17 protein-coding genes and 1 pseudogene are annotated in these 18,547 nt (G+C 38.9%); 9 read left to right on the forward strand and 9 right to left on the reverse strand.

Translation table 11 applies throughout. From position 1 onward, the window contains the following. Nucleotides 1–195: 195 nt before the first annotated feature. Entirely contained in the window at nt 196–693 is a 498-nt protein-coding gene (locus NSQ61_RS07290; RefSeq protein ID WP_066250247.1) for a molybdopterin-dependent oxidoreductase, read from the forward strand. Nucleotides 694–967: 274 nt separating this feature from the next. Here NSQ61_RS07290 and NSQ61_RS07295 read toward each other — a convergent pair whose 3' ends face one another. Beyond that, entirely contained in the window at nt 968–2,314 is a 1,347-nt protein-coding gene (locus NSQ61_RS07295) for a PhoH family protein (RefSeq protein WP_375338794.1), read from the reverse strand. A 253-nt stretch (nt 2,315–2,567) separates the two neighbouring features. On the opposite strand from NSQ61_RS07295, the gene NSQ61_RS07300 reads away from it, so the two are divergent. Together NSQ61_RS07300 and NSQ61_RS07305 are read left to right on the forward strand one after the other, a co-directional pair. After that, a complete protein-coding gene (locus tag NSQ61_RS07300; RefSeq protein WP_063389657.1) occupies nt 2,568–3,167 on the forward strand; it encodes a YhcN/YlaJ family sporulation lipoprotein in 600 nt (199 codons plus the stop codon). Between the two features lie 553 nt (nt 3,168–3,720). Next, nucleotides 3,721–3,921, forward strand: coding sequence for a YlaI family protein (locus NSQ61_RS07305; protein WP_063389656.1), 201 nt, complete (start codon nt 3,721–3,723; stop codon nt 3,919–3,921). Between the two features lie 87 nt (nt 3,922–4,008). Here the strand turns inward: NSQ61_RS07305 and NSQ61_RS07310 are convergent, their stop codons facing one another. Continuing rightward, a complete protein-coding gene (locus tag NSQ61_RS07310) occupies nt 4,009–4,329 on the reverse strand; it encodes a YlaH-like family protein (protein WP_340806533.1) in 321 nt (106 codons plus the stop codon). Between the two features lie 23 nt (nt 4,330–4,352). Then, on the reverse strand, nt 4,353–6,191 hold the full coding sequence (gene typA, locus NSQ61_RS07315; protein WP_130158515.1) for a translational GTPase TypA: 1,839 nt from the start codon (nt 6,189–6,191) through the stop codon (nt 4,353–4,355). A gap of 149 nt (nt 6,192–6,340) precedes the next feature. On the opposite strand from typA, the gene NSQ61_RS07320 reads away from it, so the two are divergent. Beyond that, complete coding sequence (locus tag NSQ61_RS07320) at nt 6,341–6,526, forward strand: DUF5325 family protein (protein WP_130158513.1); 186 nt, start codon at nt 6,341–6,343, stop codon at nt 6,524–6,526. 461 nt (nt 6,527–6,987) lie between these two features. On the opposite strand, the gene NSQ61_RS07325 is transcribed toward NSQ61_RS07320, so the two are convergent. After that, complete coding sequence (locus tag NSQ61_RS07325; protein ID WP_063389652.1) at nt 6,988–7,782, reverse strand: inositol monophosphatase family protein; 795 nt, start codon at nt 7,780–7,782, stop codon at nt 6,988–6,990. A gap of 163 nt (nt 7,783–7,945) precedes the next feature. Between NSQ61_RS07325 and NSQ61_RS07330 the strand changes: the two genes are divergently transcribed. Next, nucleotides 7,946–8,581, forward strand: coding sequence for a YktB family protein (locus NSQ61_RS07330; RefSeq protein ID WP_340806537.1), 636 nt, complete (start codon nt 7,946–7,948; stop codon nt 8,579–8,581). Nucleotides 8,582–8,631: 50 nt separating this feature from the next. On the opposite strand, the gene NSQ61_RS07335 is transcribed toward NSQ61_RS07330, so the two are convergent. Next, nucleotides 8,632–9,597, reverse strand: a complete 966-nt coding sequence (locus NSQ61_RS07335; RefSeq protein ID WP_063389650.1) for an NAD(P)H-dependent flavin oxidoreductase — start codon at nt 9,595–9,597, stop codon at nt 8,632–8,634. A 198-nt stretch (nt 9,598–9,795) separates the two neighbouring features. Between NSQ61_RS07335 and NSQ61_RS07340 the strand changes: the two genes are divergently transcribed. Both NSQ61_RS07340 and NSQ61_RS07345 read left to right on the forward strand, forming a co-directional pair. Continuing rightward, nucleotides 9,796–11,268 carry an aminotransferase class I/II-fold pyridoxal phosphate-dependent enzyme gene (locus NSQ61_RS07340; protein ID WP_340806539.1) on the forward strand — a complete coding sequence of 491 codons (1,473 nt, stop codon included), beginning with the start codon at nt 9,796–9,798 and terminating at the stop codon, nt 11,266–11,268. 173 nt (nt 11,269–11,441) lie between these two features. Further along, nucleotides 11,442–12,371 carry a DMT family transporter gene (locus NSQ61_RS07345; RefSeq protein WP_340806541.1) on the forward strand — a complete coding sequence of 310 codons (930 nt, stop codon included), beginning with the start codon at nt 11,442–11,444 and terminating at the stop codon, nt 12,369–12,371. 735 nt (nt 12,372–13,106) lie between these two features. On the opposite strand, the gene NSQ61_RS07350 is transcribed toward NSQ61_RS07345, so the two are convergent. Both NSQ61_RS07350 and NSQ61_RS07355 read right to left on the reverse strand, forming a co-directional pair. Next, the gene (locus NSQ61_RS07350; RefSeq protein WP_082830423.1) at nt 13,107–13,238 is read right to left on the reverse strand and encodes a GapA-binding peptide SR1P; all 132 of its coding nucleotides are present in this window, start codon (nt 13,236–13,238) and stop codon (nt 13,107–13,109) included. 146 nt (nt 13,239–13,384) lie between these two features. Continuing rightward, the gene (locus NSQ61_RS07355; RefSeq protein WP_340806543.1) at nt 13,385–13,651 is read right to left on the reverse strand and encodes a hypothetical protein; all 267 of its coding nucleotides are present in this window, start codon (nt 13,649–13,651) and stop codon (nt 13,385–13,387) included. Nucleotides 13,652–13,899: 248 nt separating this feature from the next. Between NSQ61_RS07355 and istA the strand changes: the two are divergent. Next, nucleotides 13,900–14,724, forward strand: a pseudogene (istA, locus tag NSQ61_RS07360) (IS21 family transposase); the annotation flags it as partial. Between the two features lie 440 nt (nt 14,725–15,164). Next, nucleotides 15,165–15,539 carry a hypothetical protein gene (locus NSQ61_RS07365; protein WP_066250224.1) on the forward strand — a complete coding sequence of 125 codons (375 nt, stop codon included), beginning with the start codon at nt 15,165–15,167 and terminating at the stop codon, nt 15,537–15,539. A gap of 284 nt (nt 15,540–15,823) precedes the next feature. Here the strand turns inward: NSQ61_RS07365 and lpdA are convergent, their stop codons facing one another. Next, complete coding sequence (lpdA, locus tag NSQ61_RS07370; protein ID WP_340806545.1) at nt 15,824–17,239, reverse strand: dihydrolipoyl dehydrogenase; 1,416 nt, start codon at nt 17,237–17,239, stop codon at nt 15,824–15,826. Between the two features lie 3 nt (nt 17,240–17,242). Further along, nucleotides 17,243–18,541, reverse strand: a complete 1,299-nt coding sequence (locus NSQ61_RS07375; protein WP_063389644.1) for a dihydrolipoamide acetyltransferase family protein — start codon at nt 18,539–18,541, stop codon at nt 17,243–17,245. Between the last annotated feature and the right edge of the window lie 6 nt (nt 18,542–18,547).

An 18,547-nucleotide genomic window follows, 5' to 3' on the forward strand; every position in this document is an offset into this window, starting at 1 on the left:
ACCCTCCTTCCCTAATAATTTTAAAGTTGTTCATATATATGTATGAACCTTCCAAAAAAATGCTAGAAGAATTCGTCTGATTGATTTGCCGCGTCTGGACTCAGCCGCCTGATTGTCGCCTTTTTGAACTGAAATGGGCAACGGAATGTGACAAAATCCATAAAAGCGCTTATACTTTAACGTGGAGGGATGCTCATGAGCGATATTATTCAAATAAAAGGGAATGTAAAATTTCCAATTACTTTGGACCCAGGTGTTTGGATCTTTGATGACCGCCGCATTGATTTAAATACATATTTTGATCAAGGCCGCAAAGAGGAAAACATAGAAGAGGACTATGTGCAAAAAACAGCAAATCAATGGCAACGGGAGATTCAGGAGGGAGCTGTATTTCCGCCTACTTTAAAAACGGAACAAAAATTTGAAAAAGAAAAGGTGCTTACCGGGACTTTCGGCATGCCGCTTAAACCGTTTTTATCAAATGCTGAACCGTTAACGAACGCCAAAACGGTCGTTTTTGAAACCGAAAACGGCGAAGTCGAAATGCCGATTGAAAAAGCAGAAGAATGCATTTTGGCATTTAGCATGGAAGGAAAACCGTTAAAAGAAGACGGCCCTGTCCACATCATTTACGGAGATGGCTCGAACCGCAATGATCCAATTAAAAAGGTGAGAGCAATAATCGTAAAATAATTTTTGGGGGTGTCTAATAAGTCGTTTTACGGCTTATTGACGCCCCCATTAATGTTTTAGAAACGTTGATATATCGGTGTTTATTACCAATGGCGATTTGACTTTCTGGACAATCCCTTTTTTTCCATTGCTCACAATTTGAGTAGAATCGCAAATGTTAGCGCAAAAAATCTTTTTGGATGCTGCAAAGAGCTTAAGATAAATCAGCTTCTGCAAAGCTCACACTTTTATCTCTGACCCCTGAGGCTTTTAAAAACTACAACATCTCACTTTTTCATAACAAATCTGCTGCTATTTGCGCCAATTGGGATCGTTCGCCTTTCAGTAATTTTACATGCCCGGCAATTGCTTGATCTTTAAATTTTTCCACTACATAGGTCAACCCATTGTTATATTCATCTAAATAAGGATGATCAATTTGTCCTGGATCCCCCATCAACACAATTTTGCTTTTTTCGCCAACTCTTGTTAAAATCGTCTTCACTTCATGTTTCGTCAAATTTTGCGCTTCATCGATGATGATAAATTGTTCCGGGATGCTCCTGCCGCGAATATAAGTCAGCGCCTCCACCTCGATCGAATTCATACCTGCTAAAATCGCATCAAGCTCGCCAGCTTTTTTCGTATTAAATAAATATTCTAAATTATCCCATATTGGCTGCATCCAAGGCCTCAGTTTTTCTTCTTTTTCTCCCGGCAAAAAACCGATATCTTTTCCCATTGGAACAATTGGTCTGGCGACAAGAAGCTTTTTATATGATTCCATGTCTTCTGTTTGCATCAGCCCGGCCGCTAAAGCCAAAAGCGTTTTTCCTGTACCTGCTTTGCCGATCAAAGTCACGAGCTGAATATCGTGTCTCATTAATAGTTCGAATGCCATCGTTTGTTGAACATTTCTCGGCTGAATTCCCCAAACATGGTCATGCTGAAAAACAAGCTTTTTCAATCTTTTCCCTGTTTTATCGACAATCCCAATGGCAGATGATTTGCCTCCTAAAGCATCCTTCAGCAAAATAAATTGATTCGGATAAAAAGGATGATTGGTTATTTCCGACAGCAGCAGCTCATTTTTCTCATAAAATCGGTTTAAGTTTTCCATACTTATGTAAAGGTCAAGAAACCCTGTATAGATATGGTCAATTTCTACTACACGATCGCTCAGAAAATCTTCAGTATGAAGTCCAATCGCATCTGCCTTCACTCTCACTAAAGCATCTTTGCTGACTAAAATTACCGATTTTCCATCTTTCTTTGATTGCTCTTCTAGTGATAAATTTTTGGCTACTGCCAAAATTCGGTTATCATTTGTTTTTTCCACGAAAATCTCCTGCAGATCATGAAACGAACGATGATTTAATTCAATTCTTAAAGATCCGCCGTTTGGCAGAGGAATTTTTTCGTGCAATTTCCCTTGTTCCCTCAACTGATCAATGATTTTTGAAACTTGGCGCGCATTTCGTCCAACTTCATCCATATATCTTTTTTTGGAATCCACCTCTTCAAGAACAACGGCAGGTATTACAACTTCGTGCTCATCAAAGGAAAAAATGGAATTCGGATCCTGCAACAAAACATTCGTATCCAGCACATATATCTTGCCCAATCTTTCTTCCTCCCTCATCCGAAATTATTGGAGGCTTCCTTAGCTAAAATATATGTCTTTATGAATAAAGATAGAAGGTTTATTAAACAATAAATAAAGAAAGATGCTGCCTAAGCCGATGTCTTCTACAATCCAGTCGGGAGTTAACTCCGAAAGATTCAGGCTTCTTTATAAGTTTTGTAACTAGAACCAATGTTATTCGTCAAAGACGGAAGCACGAAATAAGTAATGGATTACTTTACACCTTACTTGTAAGAAAAGGAGTGATAGCATGCGCAGCTTTTTGATGTTTATTTTGCTTGTCGGCTTTATTTTAAACGGTTGTTCCACAAACGAAAATGCACGAGAGGAAAATCGTGGTGAAAACTATTCAAGAACAATTACTGTCAAAGATTCCGTGCGGGAAAATGTTGATCGCAAATCCGGCCAGGAAATCGCCCGCCGCTTGGCAAAAATAGCCGAAAATGTTCCAGATGTAAATGATGCAACTGCAGTTGTTCTTGGAAATTATGCAGTCGTCGGAATTGATGTCGACAAAAAGCTGGATCGTTCAAAAGTTGAATCGATTAAGTATTCCGTTGCAGAATCATTAAAAAACGATCCTTACGGGGCTTATGCTGTAGTTATTGCCGATCCAGACACAAATGAACGAATCCGCCAAATTGGAGAGGAAATTCAAAACGGCCGGCCCATTGGCGGCATTCTAGATGAGCTCGCTCAAATTGTCGGAAGATTGATGCCGGATCTTCCTGGTGACGCGACAGACAATCAACAAAAGCAGCCGATGAATGAAAAAGATCAGCTTCCGAAGTCAAAAAATCAAGAGCTGAATAAAGAACAGCGTGATCAATCAAACCAAAAACAACAATAAAGACATTAAAACGCTTAAGTCCGAAGCTTAAGCGTTTTTCATTGCTTTCAACACCTTTTAGTCAAAATCCGATGATATTTTGTCATATTTAATAAAATAACAACTCATAAAACATTGTTTCACTATTGACCTGCGCGGCTGAAGATCAGTATGTCTATTCATTTTAATAATAGCTTGACTATCGCCGGATGATTCACGATCCCAAGTCGGAACGGAAATGCAAATGGCTCTGGTTTGGATAAAGAGTATTGACCTGTCTCACAATGTTTTTTGCAATGCTCGAAAGTGGCTCAATAGCTTATTTTTCTGTCTTTTCTTATAGAAATTGTATTGTGTGTAAGTCGTATAAAGCCGCTGCTGGCTTGATTCTTTTGCAAAGTTGCAAAAGAAATTGTGTGAGCGGAAGCAAAACGTGATATACTATGCGAGAGGCGAGTGAGTATAGAGGCGTGTTGTTTGGAAGCAATCCAAACTATCATCGAAGCCTTTTGATGCTGAGACGAACAACGTTGTACAAAGCTTAAAAATTTGATTAGAAAGTGTGAGAAGCAAGATGAAAGTCAAATGTGTTTTATGCGATAAAATCGAAACAATTGATGACGAATCATTGAAGGCAAAACAGCTGAGGAATAGACCGATTCATACATATATGTGCAATACTTGCTATAATCGAATTACGGAAAAAACAAACAAAAGACTATCAACCGGAAAGTTCCGTTTGTACCGCGAAAGAAAAAGGAATGAGCTTTTTTGAGAACAGAAAAATACTCAGAAAAAAGTTAAACAGATGAAGGTGGTGCGCACTGGCACATACCGACATCTGTTTTTATTTTCTTTAAAGCTATGTGTTGTTTTCATTTTTTTTCGAATAGTAAAGCCGAATTTTATATATGCTTAAAATAAGGACAGCGACTACCAATCCTTCTGCAATCGGTAGAAAAATTGCCAAAAACGTCAGCACCGTACAGCCGAAAGCGAGAAATAAATAGATTATAGCAGACTTTAAAATCGGGAGCTTCTTAGCAAATCCCAGTTTATATACAATAATTGATAAAATCAGAATGGTAATATACAAATACCACATTCCGACATCATGCTGCTCATGAACACGGAAAAGACGCGCAAAAAAAGACAGCCTTTCAATTACTTGTTCGTCTGTCACTACGTCCCTCCCCCTTTCACTCATTAGCTTTGATTTGACAGTTTTTTCTTTTTCGCTGCTTTTTCCCTCTCGTTTTTATCCAAGATTTTCTTTCTTAAACGAATCGATTGAGGCGTGACTTCACAATATTCATCATCATTTAAATATTCAAGTGCTTCTTCCAACGACATAATCCGAGCTTTTTTCATTCCGACCGTTTGTTCTTTCGTCGAAGAACGGATATTTGTTTGTTGTTTTACTTTACATATATTTACAACAAGGTCATTTTCACGATTATGTTCACCGACAATCATCCCAGCGTACACGTCTGTTCCGGGTTCAACGAAAATCGTTCCGCGATCTTCGACCTGTTGAATGCCATAAGAGGTAGCTTTTCCTGTTTCCATTGAAACAAGAACCCCTTGACGCCTTCCGCCAACTTGTCCTTTTTGCATAGGCTGATACGAGTCAAACGAATGGTTTATGATGCCGTATCCTCTTGTTAAAGACATAAATTCGGTCGTGTAGCCGATTAATCCGCGCGATGGCACCATAAAAATCAAGCGGACTTGTCCATTTCCGTTATTGATCATGTCGACCATTTCCCCTTTGCGCGCGCCCAATGATTCCATGACAGGACCTGTGTATTCCTCTGGAACGTCCACCTGCACCCGTTCAACCGGTTCGCAAAGTACTCCATCGATTTCTTTTACAATTACTTCAGGCTTCGAAACTTGCAGCTCATACCCTTCCCTGCGCATGTTTTCAATTAAAATGGATAAATGAAGCTCGCCTCGCCCTGATACTATCCATTTATCCGGGGAATCCGTCGGCTCCACTCTTAGCGAAACATCTGTTTGCAGTTGTTCATGCAGCCTTTCTTCGATTTTTCTCGCCGTCACATATTTTCCTTCTCTGCCTGCGAAAGGACTGTTGTTAACTAAAAACGTCATTTGCAGCGTCGGTTCATCAATCCGAAGAACAGGTAGCGCCTCTTGATGATCAACTGGACAAACCGTTTCCCCGACATTAATGTCTTCCATACCAGAAACAGCGACAAGATCACCAGCTTTTGCCTGTTCAATTTCCAATCGTTTTAATCCTTTAAATCCAAACATTTTCGTAACACGGAAATGCTTCACACTTCCGTCAAGCTTCATTAATGCGACTTGTTGTCCGACTTTCATCTCTCCGCGAAAAATGCGGCCGATGCCGATCCGCCCAACATAGTCATTGTAATCCAGCAGCGCCACCTGGAATTGAAGGGGTTCTGAGCTGTTATCAACAGGTGCAGGAATATGTTCGATAATCGCATCAAATAGAGCTTCCATATTTTCATCCTGTTTAGTTGGATCTGTGCTTGCCGTTCCGTTGATGGCCGAAGCATAAATAACCGGAAATTCTAATTGATCATCGTTTGCATCAAGCTCAATAAACAGCTCAAGCACTTCATCGACAACTTCTTCAGGCCGGGCAAACTCTCTGTCAATTTTGTTCACGACGACAATCGGTGTTAAGTTTTGTTCCAACGCTTTTTTCAAAACAAATCTTGTCTGCGGCATGCAGCCCTCATAGGCGTCGACAACTAGCAGCACGCCATCGACCATTTTCATAATGCGTTCTACTTCTCCGCCAAAGTCGGCATGACCAGGCGTATCTAAAATATTAATGGTCGTTCCTTTATATTCAATCGCCGTATTTTTGGCTAAGATGGTGATTCCGCGCTCGCGCTCCAAGTCATTGGAATCTAATGCGCGCTCCGCCACTTGTTCATTTTCCCTGAACGTTCCTGATTGGCGAAGCAATTGGTCAACCAATGTTGTTTTCCCATGGTCTACGTGCGCGATAATAGCAATATTGCGTAAGTCGTTTCTAACTTTCACACTGTCATCTCCTATTTGCTAAACTGAACCTAGGCTATTATACCATAAATACTGTGGAAACGTTGAACGTTTTTCGATAAACTAAAGATGGAAAGAGGCTTAAAGGCTATTAATAGTTTTCGCCTTGGATTAATGAAAGGAGGATGGGAATGGGCAACGGAAAATGGATATTTTGGGTTCTCGCCACCATTGCGGCGCTGCTTATTGTGTTGGTCGGCTTTGCAATAGGGGCTGGCAGCCTGTTGGGAGTAGTTGTTAGCATCATTGGAATTATTATAGTATTTGGACTCGGCTTTACCCAAAAAAAGAAAATGCGAGAGAGAGGATTATTATAAAGAATTTACATCTTGGCATCGGCCATTTTATACTTTCAAACGGTTTATGATACATAGATCGTCCCCTCTACTGATAGAGGGGCTTTATTACATGGCATTAGTTTCTTTCAAACCTACAAAGACCCATCTTTTGTTTCACAATATGTTCGGTTTTAGCTAAAACTCATTTACAATAGCCTTTTTCAAAAGACCAGCCAGAAATGGAATGGATAAAAAAAAGTTCCATTTTATGTAAATTTTTAAACAACCCGATTTTTAGCCCTATTTACAAAACGTTGATTGCTACAACATTTCATTGCTCCACACTTGTTCCATTTTTCTCGCCTGCCATCACGATGTGAAGTTTGCCGAACGATACCAATTCTTTCATATTTTTATAAGAGACTTTTTATACTGCTTTCTTCATGCTTGTTTTTTAGCAAGCTATGATGATCTATAAGCTGTCAACAGCATTTGCAGCTTTATATTTTCCCTTTAATATACTCCTCGATAATTTGTTGATGAATGGTTTGGTTAGCGGTGAAAATGCTTTGCTTTTTAAGCAAATCGACTGGTTTTCCGTCAAGCGTTGTCGTAACCCCGCCTACTTCGTCGACAAGGATTAAACCTGCCGCAAAATCCCAAGGAGCAAGTCTCATTGTAATATAGCCGTCCAGCTTGCCTGCAGCTACATAGGCAAATTCAAGAGCGGCTGAACCAAATGATCTCGTTCCTCTTAAACGTTTGACAAGCGGACTTAATATTGCTGGGTCAATTCGTCTGTTTTCCACCAGCCATGATGCATTCAAGCCGATGATGGATTCTTCTATTGTTTTCTTTTGTAACGGCGGAAGCTCCGTTTTGTTTAAATAGGCGCCGTTCCCCCTTATCGCATGGTACATTTCATCTCTGACGACATCATAAATCAGTCCTATTTGACCGACACCATCCGCAAAAACAGCAACCGAAATGCAGAAATTCCGCTTTTGATGTACAAAATTCATTGTGCCGTCAATCGGATCAATTATCCAAACGATACCGTCCAATGATTTCAATTCATGACCGGAACCTTCTTCTCCTAAAATGCTGTGTTCCGGAAACGTTTTGCGAATATTTTCCCAAAAGAAATGCTCTACTTCCCGGTCAATATTCGTCACTAAATCGTTTGGACTTGATTTCGCTTCAACGACCAGCTTTTGTTGAAATGATTGGCGAATTCTTTCACCAGCCTCATAAATCCATTGCTTTGCTTTTTGATCTATTTCATGCCAGTTCATCTATCTTACCCACTTTCTATTCAATCACCTTTTTTAGCATACTGTAAAGAAATGGAGAAAATCAAGTTTTTCACCTTTTTCATTGCAATATTTCACCCACATTATTTTTCTTTCTCTGTCGGTTTGTGCTACAATGTGGACAAACAACACAAGGAGGATTTTTATGGATTTTGTGCCATTTGTGAAGGAAGATTTTGAAGTTTTTCAAATAGACGGTTTAGAAGCGAGAATGGATGAGCTAAAAAAACGGGTGCGCCCAAAACTTGAAGCGCTGGGACAGCATTTTGCACCTACTTTGTCTGCTTTGACGGGAGATGAAATATTTTATCATGTAGCAAAACATGCCCGCCGTACCGTTCATCCTCCCAATGACACATGGGTTGCATTTGCAAACAGTAAACGGGGTTATAAGAAGCTCCCTCATTTTCAAATCGGATTATGGAGCACACACGTCTTTGTTTGGTTTGCCATTATTTATGAATCCCCTGTGAAAGCAGAAATCGGAAAACAATTTCTACAGAATTGGCAGCAAATTCGAAAGCAAATTCCTGAAGATTATTTCTGGTCAGCCGATCATACAAAACCAGATGCGGAAAAACAAAAAAATTTATCTGACGAAGATTTTCAACGAATTTTTCAACGTCTGCAATCGGTGAAAAAAGCAGAAATGTTATGCGGCATCAACCTTCCAAAAAATGAAGTTCTCTCCATGAGCAGGGAGCAATTTTTGGAAAAGGTTGACGAGACGTTTAAAACGTTAATGCCGCTTTATCAAATCACACAAAAAAGCACTGTTTAAAAATGGTCAGGATGCGCTGCATCGCTGACCATTATTTCTTTTGAAAACAATTAAGCAATGCTGGACCATTTCCGCCTTATCTCTTTCGCCTGTTCAATGATTTCGTCAAACAGTTCCGCAACAGACGGAATATTTTTTACCAGCCCTATAGATTGACCGGCCCATGCGTATCCTTCCTCGATTTTGCCTTCATAAATATATTTTTTGTTCGCTTCTCCACTAATGAAATCTTTTAGCGACTCATAATCTCCTCTTTCTCTTTCAATTTCCAAAATTTTTTCGGTCCAATTATTTCGAAGCGCCCGACCTGGTGCCCCTAACGACCTTTTAATAATGACGGTATCAAGTTCAGTACCGTTGACAATTGCTTCTTTATATAACGGGTGTGCATGTACGCATTCCTTCGTTGCAATAAAACGAGTTCCCATTTCAATCCCTTCAGCTCCAAGAGCCAATGCTGCCATTAGTCCCCTCCCGTCCGCAATGCCTCCAGAAGCAATCACCGGAATGGAGACAGCTTCCACTACTTGTGGAATTAATACGAAATTGCCGATATCGTCTTTTCCTAAATGACCGCCGCCTTCTTGTCCGACGACCATCACTGCATCTGCTCCAAGCTCTTCCGCTTTCTCCGCTTGTCTTCTTGCCGCAACGAGAACTAGTTTTTTTACATCGACACCTTTTAATTGGTCAAAAAGCGGAGCCGGGTTCCCGCCAGTGATGGAAATGACCGGCACTTTTTCTTCAATCGCCACATCAAGCATATCGGAAAATGGACGGCCATGCTGACCTATGGCGAAGTTCACTCCAAACGGCTTATCCGTTTTTTGTTTCACCTTCCGTATTTCCTCTCGAAGCGCAGCTGGATTCGGAAGAGACATAGCCGTGATCTGACCGAGCCCTCCTGCATTGCTTACTGCACTTGCTAATTCTGAATACGCTAAATAAGCAAGTCCCCCTTGAATGATCGGATATTTAATCCCTAGCAATTCGGTAATTTTTGTTGAAAATACCATGTTTCCCCCTCCCCATTTCGTATTATTCTTTTTCCACGCATTAAATTCCTTCTTTATAAAAACGTAGCTCAAAACAAAGAGAAGCACAAAGATATTAAAAACCCTATTTAATGCCTTTTGCAGGTTTTAAAGGAAAGTGCTATAATTTCATTTGTTTTTAATTTTGGGGAACCTTTAAAAAGTAGGTGAAAAGGAAAATTGTCACAGCATGATACACCATTGTTTACAGGTCTTTTAGAACATATTCAAAAAAATCCAATTCAATTTCACATTCCCGGCCATAAAAAAGGAGCCGGAATGGAGCCAAAATTCCGAGAATTTATCGGACATAATGCTCTGGCGATGGACTTAATTAATATCGGTCCTTTGGATGATCTTCATTCGCCAAAAGGAATTATTAAAGAAGCACAAAAATTGGCTGCTGAAGCTTTCGGTGCCGATCACACCTTTTTCTCGGTACAAGGTACGAGCGGAGCCATTATGACAATGGTCCTGTCGGTTTGCGGACCTGGAGATAAAATTATTGTTCCAAGAAATGTTCATAAATCGGTCATGTCAGCAATCATTTTTTCAGGGGCTTCCCCCGTTTTTATACATCCTGAAGTGGATAAAAACCTCGGCATTTCTCACGGAATAACGACAGAATCAGTTGAAAAAGCTCTTCAGCAATATCCTGATGCAAAAGGGCTTTTAGTCATTAATCCAACGTATTTCGGAATCTCAGCTGATTTAAAACAAATCGTAAATATTGCTCATTCATATAATGTCCCTGTTCTTGTAGATGAAGCGCACGGCGTCCACATTCATTTTCATGACAAGCTGCCATTATCCGCCATGCAGGCAGGGGCAGATATGGCGGCAACTAGCGTTCATAAGCTGGGAGGATCGATGACGCAAAGCTCTATTTTAAATGTTCGGGAAGGTCTTGTGTCTCCTGACCGTGTTCAATCGATTTTAAGCATGCTGACTACGACATCGACATCCTATTTGCTTCTTGCATCACTGGATGCAGCTCGAAAGCAGCTGGCAACGAAGGGCTATGAATTATTAGAGCAAACGATTCAATTGGCGAATCAGACAAGATACGAAATTAACAAAATTGATCATCTATATTGTGTAGGAGAAGAAATTTTGGGAACGAATGCAACGTATGATTATGATCCGACAAAATTAATTATTTCTGTGAAGGAACTAGGCATAACGGGATATGATGCAGAGCTGTGGTTAAGAGAACATTACAACATTGAAGTGGAGCTTTCCGATCTGTACAATCTGCTCTGTCTGATCACGCCCGGTGATACAGAATATGAAACATCACTTTTAATAAGAGCGCTTCGTGCTTTGTCAAAAGAATTTTCCCATCAGGCAAACAAGCAAGCGGAAGTCTCTGTCCTTCTGCCCGATATTCCTGTTTTGGCGCTGACACCTAGAGATGCTTTTTATGCAGAGACGGAAATGGTACCTTTTGAACAATCTGTCGGACGCATTATTGCAGAATTTGTCATGGTGTACCCACCGGGCATACCGATTTTCATACCAGGAGAAATCATCACTAAAGAAAATTTACATTACATCCGAAAAAATTTAGATGCCGGCCTGCCTGTTCAAGGTACAGAAGATCCAACTCTTTCCTACATTCGCGTTATTAAAGAGCATAAACCGATTAAATGAGAAATCGCTGAAGAAGCTTTATAAATCCATACATTCGAGGACAAGTCGAAAAACGGATGAAACCAAATTTTGCTGAAGATCGATCATAAAATAATTTTGCTGCGGTAATGGCTAAAACCATTACCGTATTTAATTTATAATAATATTCAATTCTTTTAAAAGGAGCGACAACAATGAAAGAATATCAATTTCCCGTTCCGCCTATTTTTATTTTACTAATTGGTGTTATTTCTATTTCATTTTCTTCTATTTTTGTTAAATGGTCTGATGCACCTGCATCTATATTAGGAATGTATAGACTGCTTTTTACAGTGATCGTTATGCTGCCGTTTCTCCCTTGGAAGAAAATCAAAACAGGAGCTATTAACATTCAATGGAAGGATTGGATTCAACTATTTTTATCTGGAATCTTCCTAGGTTTTCATTTCTTATTTTGGATGGATTCCCTTAGATATACAACAGTAGCAAGTTCAATGATTATAACTACATTAGAGCCTGTATTTGTTATGATCGGAGCTTATTTTATTTTTAAAGAGAGAACAAACCTTATTGGGATTGTGAGTATTATTATAGCTGTTAGCGGTTCAATCATTATTGCATGGGGAGATATTAATCTTTCTACAAAAGCATTATTTGGAGATTTCCTTTCATTAGCAGGAACGTTAGCAGTAGCCATTCATATGCTTTTTGGACAAGTATTATGCAAAAAAATTCCAACATCAATATATAGTTTTTGTGTGTTCTTTATAGGTGGATTTGTATTATTGATTTACAATCTTAGTTACGAGATCCCGCTGATTCATTATTCAGTTCATGATTGGGGCATATTTGTACTTCTAGCACTAGTCCCCAATATTTTTGGTCACGTATTATTTAATTGGCTTTTAAAATATTTGGATGCTACGACGATTTCAATGAGTATTTTAGGTGAACCAATAGGGGCAATTATATTAGCATACTTATTTTTAGGAGAAGCTACATCTATTTCCCAAATGATTGGCGGAGCGCTATCTTTAATTGGAGTCAGTATGTTTTTGAAAAATAAAGGACTTTCAAATAAGGAATTGACTACGAATGCTTCTGTAAAAAGTGCTAATACATAACTAAAATATGGACGACGGCCTTCCTGCTTCGTGGGGAAGGTCTTTCATTAAAAAAACAGTTAATAGAAGTAATGAAATATTTTTTGATAAACAAACGGTAAAACGGAAGCAATAATTAAACCTGTAACAATTGAAGATATGGTGAAGATGATGAACTTCCGAAGCGTTATTTCTTTCCTCTTAAAAGCGATGATGAATACCCTTATCATAGAAAAGACAGTAATAAATATAATAATTGCCGAAAAGACGCTTGCTGCCATTACCTCCATTGTAAAGCTCCTTTCACAAAAGTCCTTTAGCTACATTTTACCGCCTAATGAATGGAATAGACACCACTTTTTATACTTTTATTGAAAAGACATCGATAACAAACTTCGCTATATCGAATTGCTGCCAGTTCCAATATTGGCTGCGAAATTTGTCGTAACTCCAATAAATTTTTCATCCAACCTTTTATGCACAAGTGACATTTGGTATATGTTTCATCAATCTTTACAAACCGCATCGCTGTCGTTTTAACACTTAAAAACCGCAATGACCGTACTTACTGAAAAAGACAAAGGTGAATTGATAAAAAATGAATTCAAACGATGTTTTTCTGTCTTAGCTCTCAATCACAATCCTGCAAGCATCCATTCCATTAAGATCACCAGCATTTGCTTTACATAAAAAAAAGCTGCCTTAAAGACAGCCCATTTATCTTAAACCCCTTTGTTACACGTGTTATTCAATATGTTATTGATGATTGCTTTTTTTACGATTCTTTTCTGTACAGCAATTGTTGCATTTACCATACAATACCGTAACTTTTTCATCATCAAAGAAATGAATTGTTGAATTGCAGTCTTGACAGACAATTGTTCCCATCCTGTATTCCCCTTTTCCATATAGCGTCATAAAGAATAAAGTGGAGACAAAATGACCTGATAGTTATATATTAATATGTCACATTATATTCGTCAAGCAGAAAATTGTATAACACATTTATTTTTTTTGCATATAACTACCTTCCCCTACAATATGAAGGATGACATTTTGAGGAACAGGAATTTTAATGGAATTTCTTGAATCTGCTGGAATTCAGAAACTTGTCTATTCCCTGAAACACTACTATTGAGAGAATTTTTACTAAAATAAGCATCAGTTGATGGTGCATCTTTAGCTTCTGCATGAGCCATTAATTCTTTGTATCCAGGAATAGAATTACGTCCACTACTATGGTTCCCATTTACAACGGAATCAAGGGCTAGAGAAGTAGCAACAATACCCGAATCATACATCTCAACAACAGGCTCCTGACCTCCTGCGCCGTAATACAATATCGCTCGGACACTTTCATTTCTATAAATATCGCCTGCTTTGTATGAAGAACCAGTCGGAGGACTACCTGTTTATTGCAAAATAAAAGTACAGAGATTTGCAAGGAATTTGTGCAGAACTTAACTGGATAAAAAATAGGCTTGCCAGCCCCTAAAATAACTCCTACTGTATAGATTGAGCGATCTTAACAGTGGGAGGAAATGAAAGGATGCTAGCAATGCCTGAAGTTAATTATATCAAACATTTAAGAGAGAAAGAAGATTTGTCAATAAATGAAATTGCAAGAAAGACTGGCCGTAATTGGAGGACAGTTAAGAAATACGCAGATGGAGAAAGTTTTGAAGAAACTCTTACCTTTAGGAAAAGAGGAATGATGTATGAGGAGGGGTACGGAGAAATCGTAGATTATTGGCTTGAGGAGGACATGAAACTTAAGAGAAAAGAAAGAAGAACCAATAAGAAAATATATGAACAGCTTAGAGATGAACATGGGTTTAGGGGATCTTATCGGACTGTGTGCGAGTATATTCAATACCGGAGACCGCAAATCAAAGCTGCAAATATTGAAAGTTATGAGCGTTTAGAGCACCCTCCTGGAGAAGCACAAGTGGATTTCGGTAACATGACTGTTGTAAAAGATGGAGCCTATAAGGATATAAAGGCACTTGTCATGAGTTTTCCACAGAGTAACGCGGGATTTTCCTACCCTCTTCCAAGTGAAAATACGGAATGTTTCCTAGAAGGATTAAAACAACTGTTTCATCAGGCGGGGGGAGTTCCAACCTATTGACGAATTGATAACTTAGCTGCAGCAGTTGTTTCAATTGGTAAAGGGGACAAGCGAACATACACTGACTCTTTTATTAGATTTAAATGTCACTATGGCTTTGAAGTTCAACCGTGTAACCCGTCTAGTGGACATGAGAAAGGCAATGTGGAAAAGAAAGTTGGTTATACAAGGAATAATTTGTTTACAACGGAACCAATAATGGAAAGTTTTCCGCAATTAGCGACTTGGATGAAAGAAGAAATGGAAAGTCTTTGCTGCTCACTCTTCCGAATATATTCCACAAAAGGAAAAATTACTATCTGGAATCCTTTGGCCATATCAATGAAATCTATGCGAAAAAAGTTTTTAATTAAACAAGGAAATGTTTTATATGGGGATGGGGACATTTTTTTGGTTCAAAGTAGCTTTCAAATGACCTTTATCTTTCTGATCATTAGCATTACATGATTGCTGAGTATGATCCATTACGTGCATCTAAAGTCTACAACCCAACAACTCAAACATTCGCTCTAGATATCATACTTCTCGTACACGATTTAAAATTTTTTAATTTGTTTAAATAATATTTTATTTTTGTAACATTTGCATAACATTCAAAAGTGACGGAATTAAATATGTTAAAATGGCGTTAAGAAAAAATGAACACATTTTACCAGTTTTCTTTAAACGAAAGAGGTAGGACAATGGTGAAATTTATTGCATATACCTATACCGTTGCCGTACTGCTTCTATTGTCATCTTGTATTGCTGATCCGAAAGACGATCACTCGATTTCAAGCTCCGACAAAAAACAAATTCTTTTTTTTACCGACCAAAAAATGATGGAAAAAGAATCAATTTACTACGATGCTTTATTAGATTTAAAAAAACAATTTCCAGAGGAAATGGACAATATGATGATCTACCAAGCTGATAACCCTGAATCTAAGCGGTTTAATATTAAAACATATCCTTCCATTATCGTGATGGATCATGACGGCATCATTTTGCATATTAAAGGATCAGTTTCAACAAAAGATGAAATTGTAGAGCCGGTCTCAGAAGTGCTTTCCGAATAATGAGAATGTCGGTTTGAGGTAATTAAGCGCTGAGAAGATTCTTTAGTTAAATAGGATTTGTGCTCAAAATCTCTGCACAACATATTTTTGTGAAAAAACTTTCACAACAGTGAGAGAATTGTTCCATCATTTACATTTCATCATAAAAAGGTGTTGTCCAAAAAGTCAAATCCCCATTGAAAACAAATAATCATAAACACCGATATATCAACGTTTCTATAACATTAAAAGGGGCAGTCAATAAGCCGAAAAAACGACTTATTAGACTGCCCCTTTGGGCTGCATTACTTATTTATAATATGAATCGGTGTTCCAAGTGCAAGTTCGGCAGCTTCCATTGCAATTTCTCCTAATGTCGGATGGCCATGAATCGTCAAGGCAATATCTTCTGCCGTCATGCCTGCTTCGATCGCAAGTCCAAGTTCAGCAATCATATCTGATGCGCTGACACCTGCGATTTGAGCCCCAATAACAAGGCCGTCTTCTTTTCGTGTAATCAATTTTACAAATCCATCGGTTGCATTTAATGACAATGCGCGGCCGTTTGCTGCAAATGGAAACTTAGCTGCCACAATGTCAATTCCTTCGTCTTTAGCCTGTTGTTCCGTATATCCGACAGAAGCCAACTCAGGTTCTGAGAAGACAATGACAGGAATTCCGTTATAATCGATTTCAGAAGGTTTTCCAGAAATCGCTTCTGCAGCAATTTTCCCTTCATATGAAGCTTTATGAGCAAGTGAAGGTCCTGGAACGATGTCGCCGATAGCATAAATATTTGAAATATTTGTCCGGCACTGTTTGTCAATTTTAATGTAGCCTTTTTCATCGATTTCTACTCCGACTTGTTCGAGACCAAGTTCATCAGTGTTTGGTTTGCGTCCTACTGTAACTAAACAATAGTCCGCTTCCACTACTTGCTCTTTTCCTTTCGCTTCAAATGTCACTTTTACTCCGTCTTTTGTTTCTTCAACACCTTTTGCAAGTGCGCTAGTATGAATTTCGACATTTCCTTTTTTCTTCAACGCTCTTTTTACAAGAGCTGTCATTTGTTTTTCAAATCCTGGAAGAATTTCTTTGTCTCCTTCAACAATCACAATTTCAGTGCCGAAATTCGCATAAGCAGTTCCAAGCTCTATGCCAATGACTCCCCCGCCAATAATAACCATTTTTTTCGGAACTTCTTGCAGGGACAACGCTCCTGTTGAGTCAATGACTCGCTCAGAAAATTTAATGCTTGGAATTTCAATTGGACGGGAGCCAATTGCAATGATTGCATTTTTAAATTTATACGTTTGAGCTGAATTCTCGTTTATGATTCTGACGGTGTTGCGATCAACAAAATATGCTTCGCCTTTTACAATTTCAACTTTATTTCCTTTTAAAAGGCCTTCAACACCGCCTGTAAGTTTTTTGACGACACTTTCTTTCCAAGCTTGCACTTTAGAAAAGTCTAGTGTTACATTTTCAGCTTTTATTCCTATATCTTCTGATTCTTTAGCCTCTACATAACGGTGTCCTGCACTAATTAATGCTTTAGAAGGAATACATCCAACATTGAGGCAGACGCCGCCAAGAGATCCTTTTTCAACGATCGTAACTTTTTGCCCTAATTGCGCGGCTCTTATTGCAGCCACATAGCCGCCGGGACCAGCTCCTATGACGAGAGTGTCAGTTTCAATCGGGAAATCTCCTACTACCATTTATTACGCCTCCATTAGTAATAATTGGGGATCATGCAATAAACGCTTAATATGGTTAAGCGCATTTTGTGCAGTTGCACCGTCGATCATTCGATGGTCAAAGCTTAAAGACAGCGCTAAAACAGGGGCTGCAACGATTTCTCCGTTTTTCACAACCGGTTTTTCAGAAATACGTCCGAGACCTAGAATGGCTACTTCTGGATGATTAATGACAGGAGTAAACCATTGGCCGCCAGCGGAACCGATATTGGTTATCGTGCATGATGCGCCTTTCATTTCATTTGGAGTAAGTTTGCCTTCACGCGCTTTTGTTGCCAATTCATTAATTTCTGCCGAGATTTCAAAAATCGATTTTCGATCTGCATGTTTGACAACAGGAACTAAAAGTCCTTTTTCCGTATCAGCTGCAATTCCGATATTGTAATAGTGCTTATGAATAACTTCTTCTGTTTCATCATCAAACGATGTGTTTAATACTGGATATTTTTTAAGTGCTGATGTTAAAGCTTTGACAACATAAGGCAAATATGTAAGCTTAATGCCTTGTTCTGCCGCAATAGCTTTAAATTTCTTCCGATGTGCAACAAGCTCTGTTACATCGACTTCATCCATTAATGTTACATGTGGCGCAGTTTGCTTTGATTTAACCATCGCTTTTGCAATTGCTTTTCGAATACCGCTGATTTTCTCGCGGGTTTCTGGGAATTCTCCTTCAAGGACAACCGGAGCCGGCGCTGCTTTTTCTCCTGCCGATACGCCTGTTGCAGCTTCTTTTTCCACGTTTTCAACAGGTTTTGCTTCTTCTTGTCCACCTTTCAGATAAGCATCAATATCTTCCTTCAATATGCGCCCGCCGTTTCCTGAGCCTTGTACCAATCGAATATCAACGCCTTTTTCACGCGCATATTTTCGGACGGATGGCATTGCAATAACGCGTCGGTTAACATCTACGTCTTCTGAAGCAGACTGTGAAGCGTTGCTTTCCACTTTTTGCTCTTCTGTGGAAGGCTTTTCTTCTTTTGCTGCTTCACCGCTTTCATCGCCTTTTGATTGATTTTCATAACCTGGAGCATCAATTGTGACTAATACTTGACCGACAGTTGCAACTTCCCCTTCATTCACTTTTAATTCTAATACTTTTCCTTTTACAGGGGAAGGGATTTCAACAACTGCTTTGTCATTTTGCACTTCACAAAGAACATCATCTTCATTGATTTCATCACCAGGTTTGATAAACCATTTTACTATTTCACCTTCATGAATGCCTTCACCGATATCCGGCATTATAAATTCAAAAGCCACAGATTT

This window comes from Aeribacillus sp. FSL K6-1121 (assembly GCF_038003725.1).
In the GTDB taxonomy this organism is placed as follows: domain Bacteria; phylum Bacillota; class Bacilli; order Bacillales; family Aeribacillaceae; genus Aeribacillus; species Aeribacillus composti.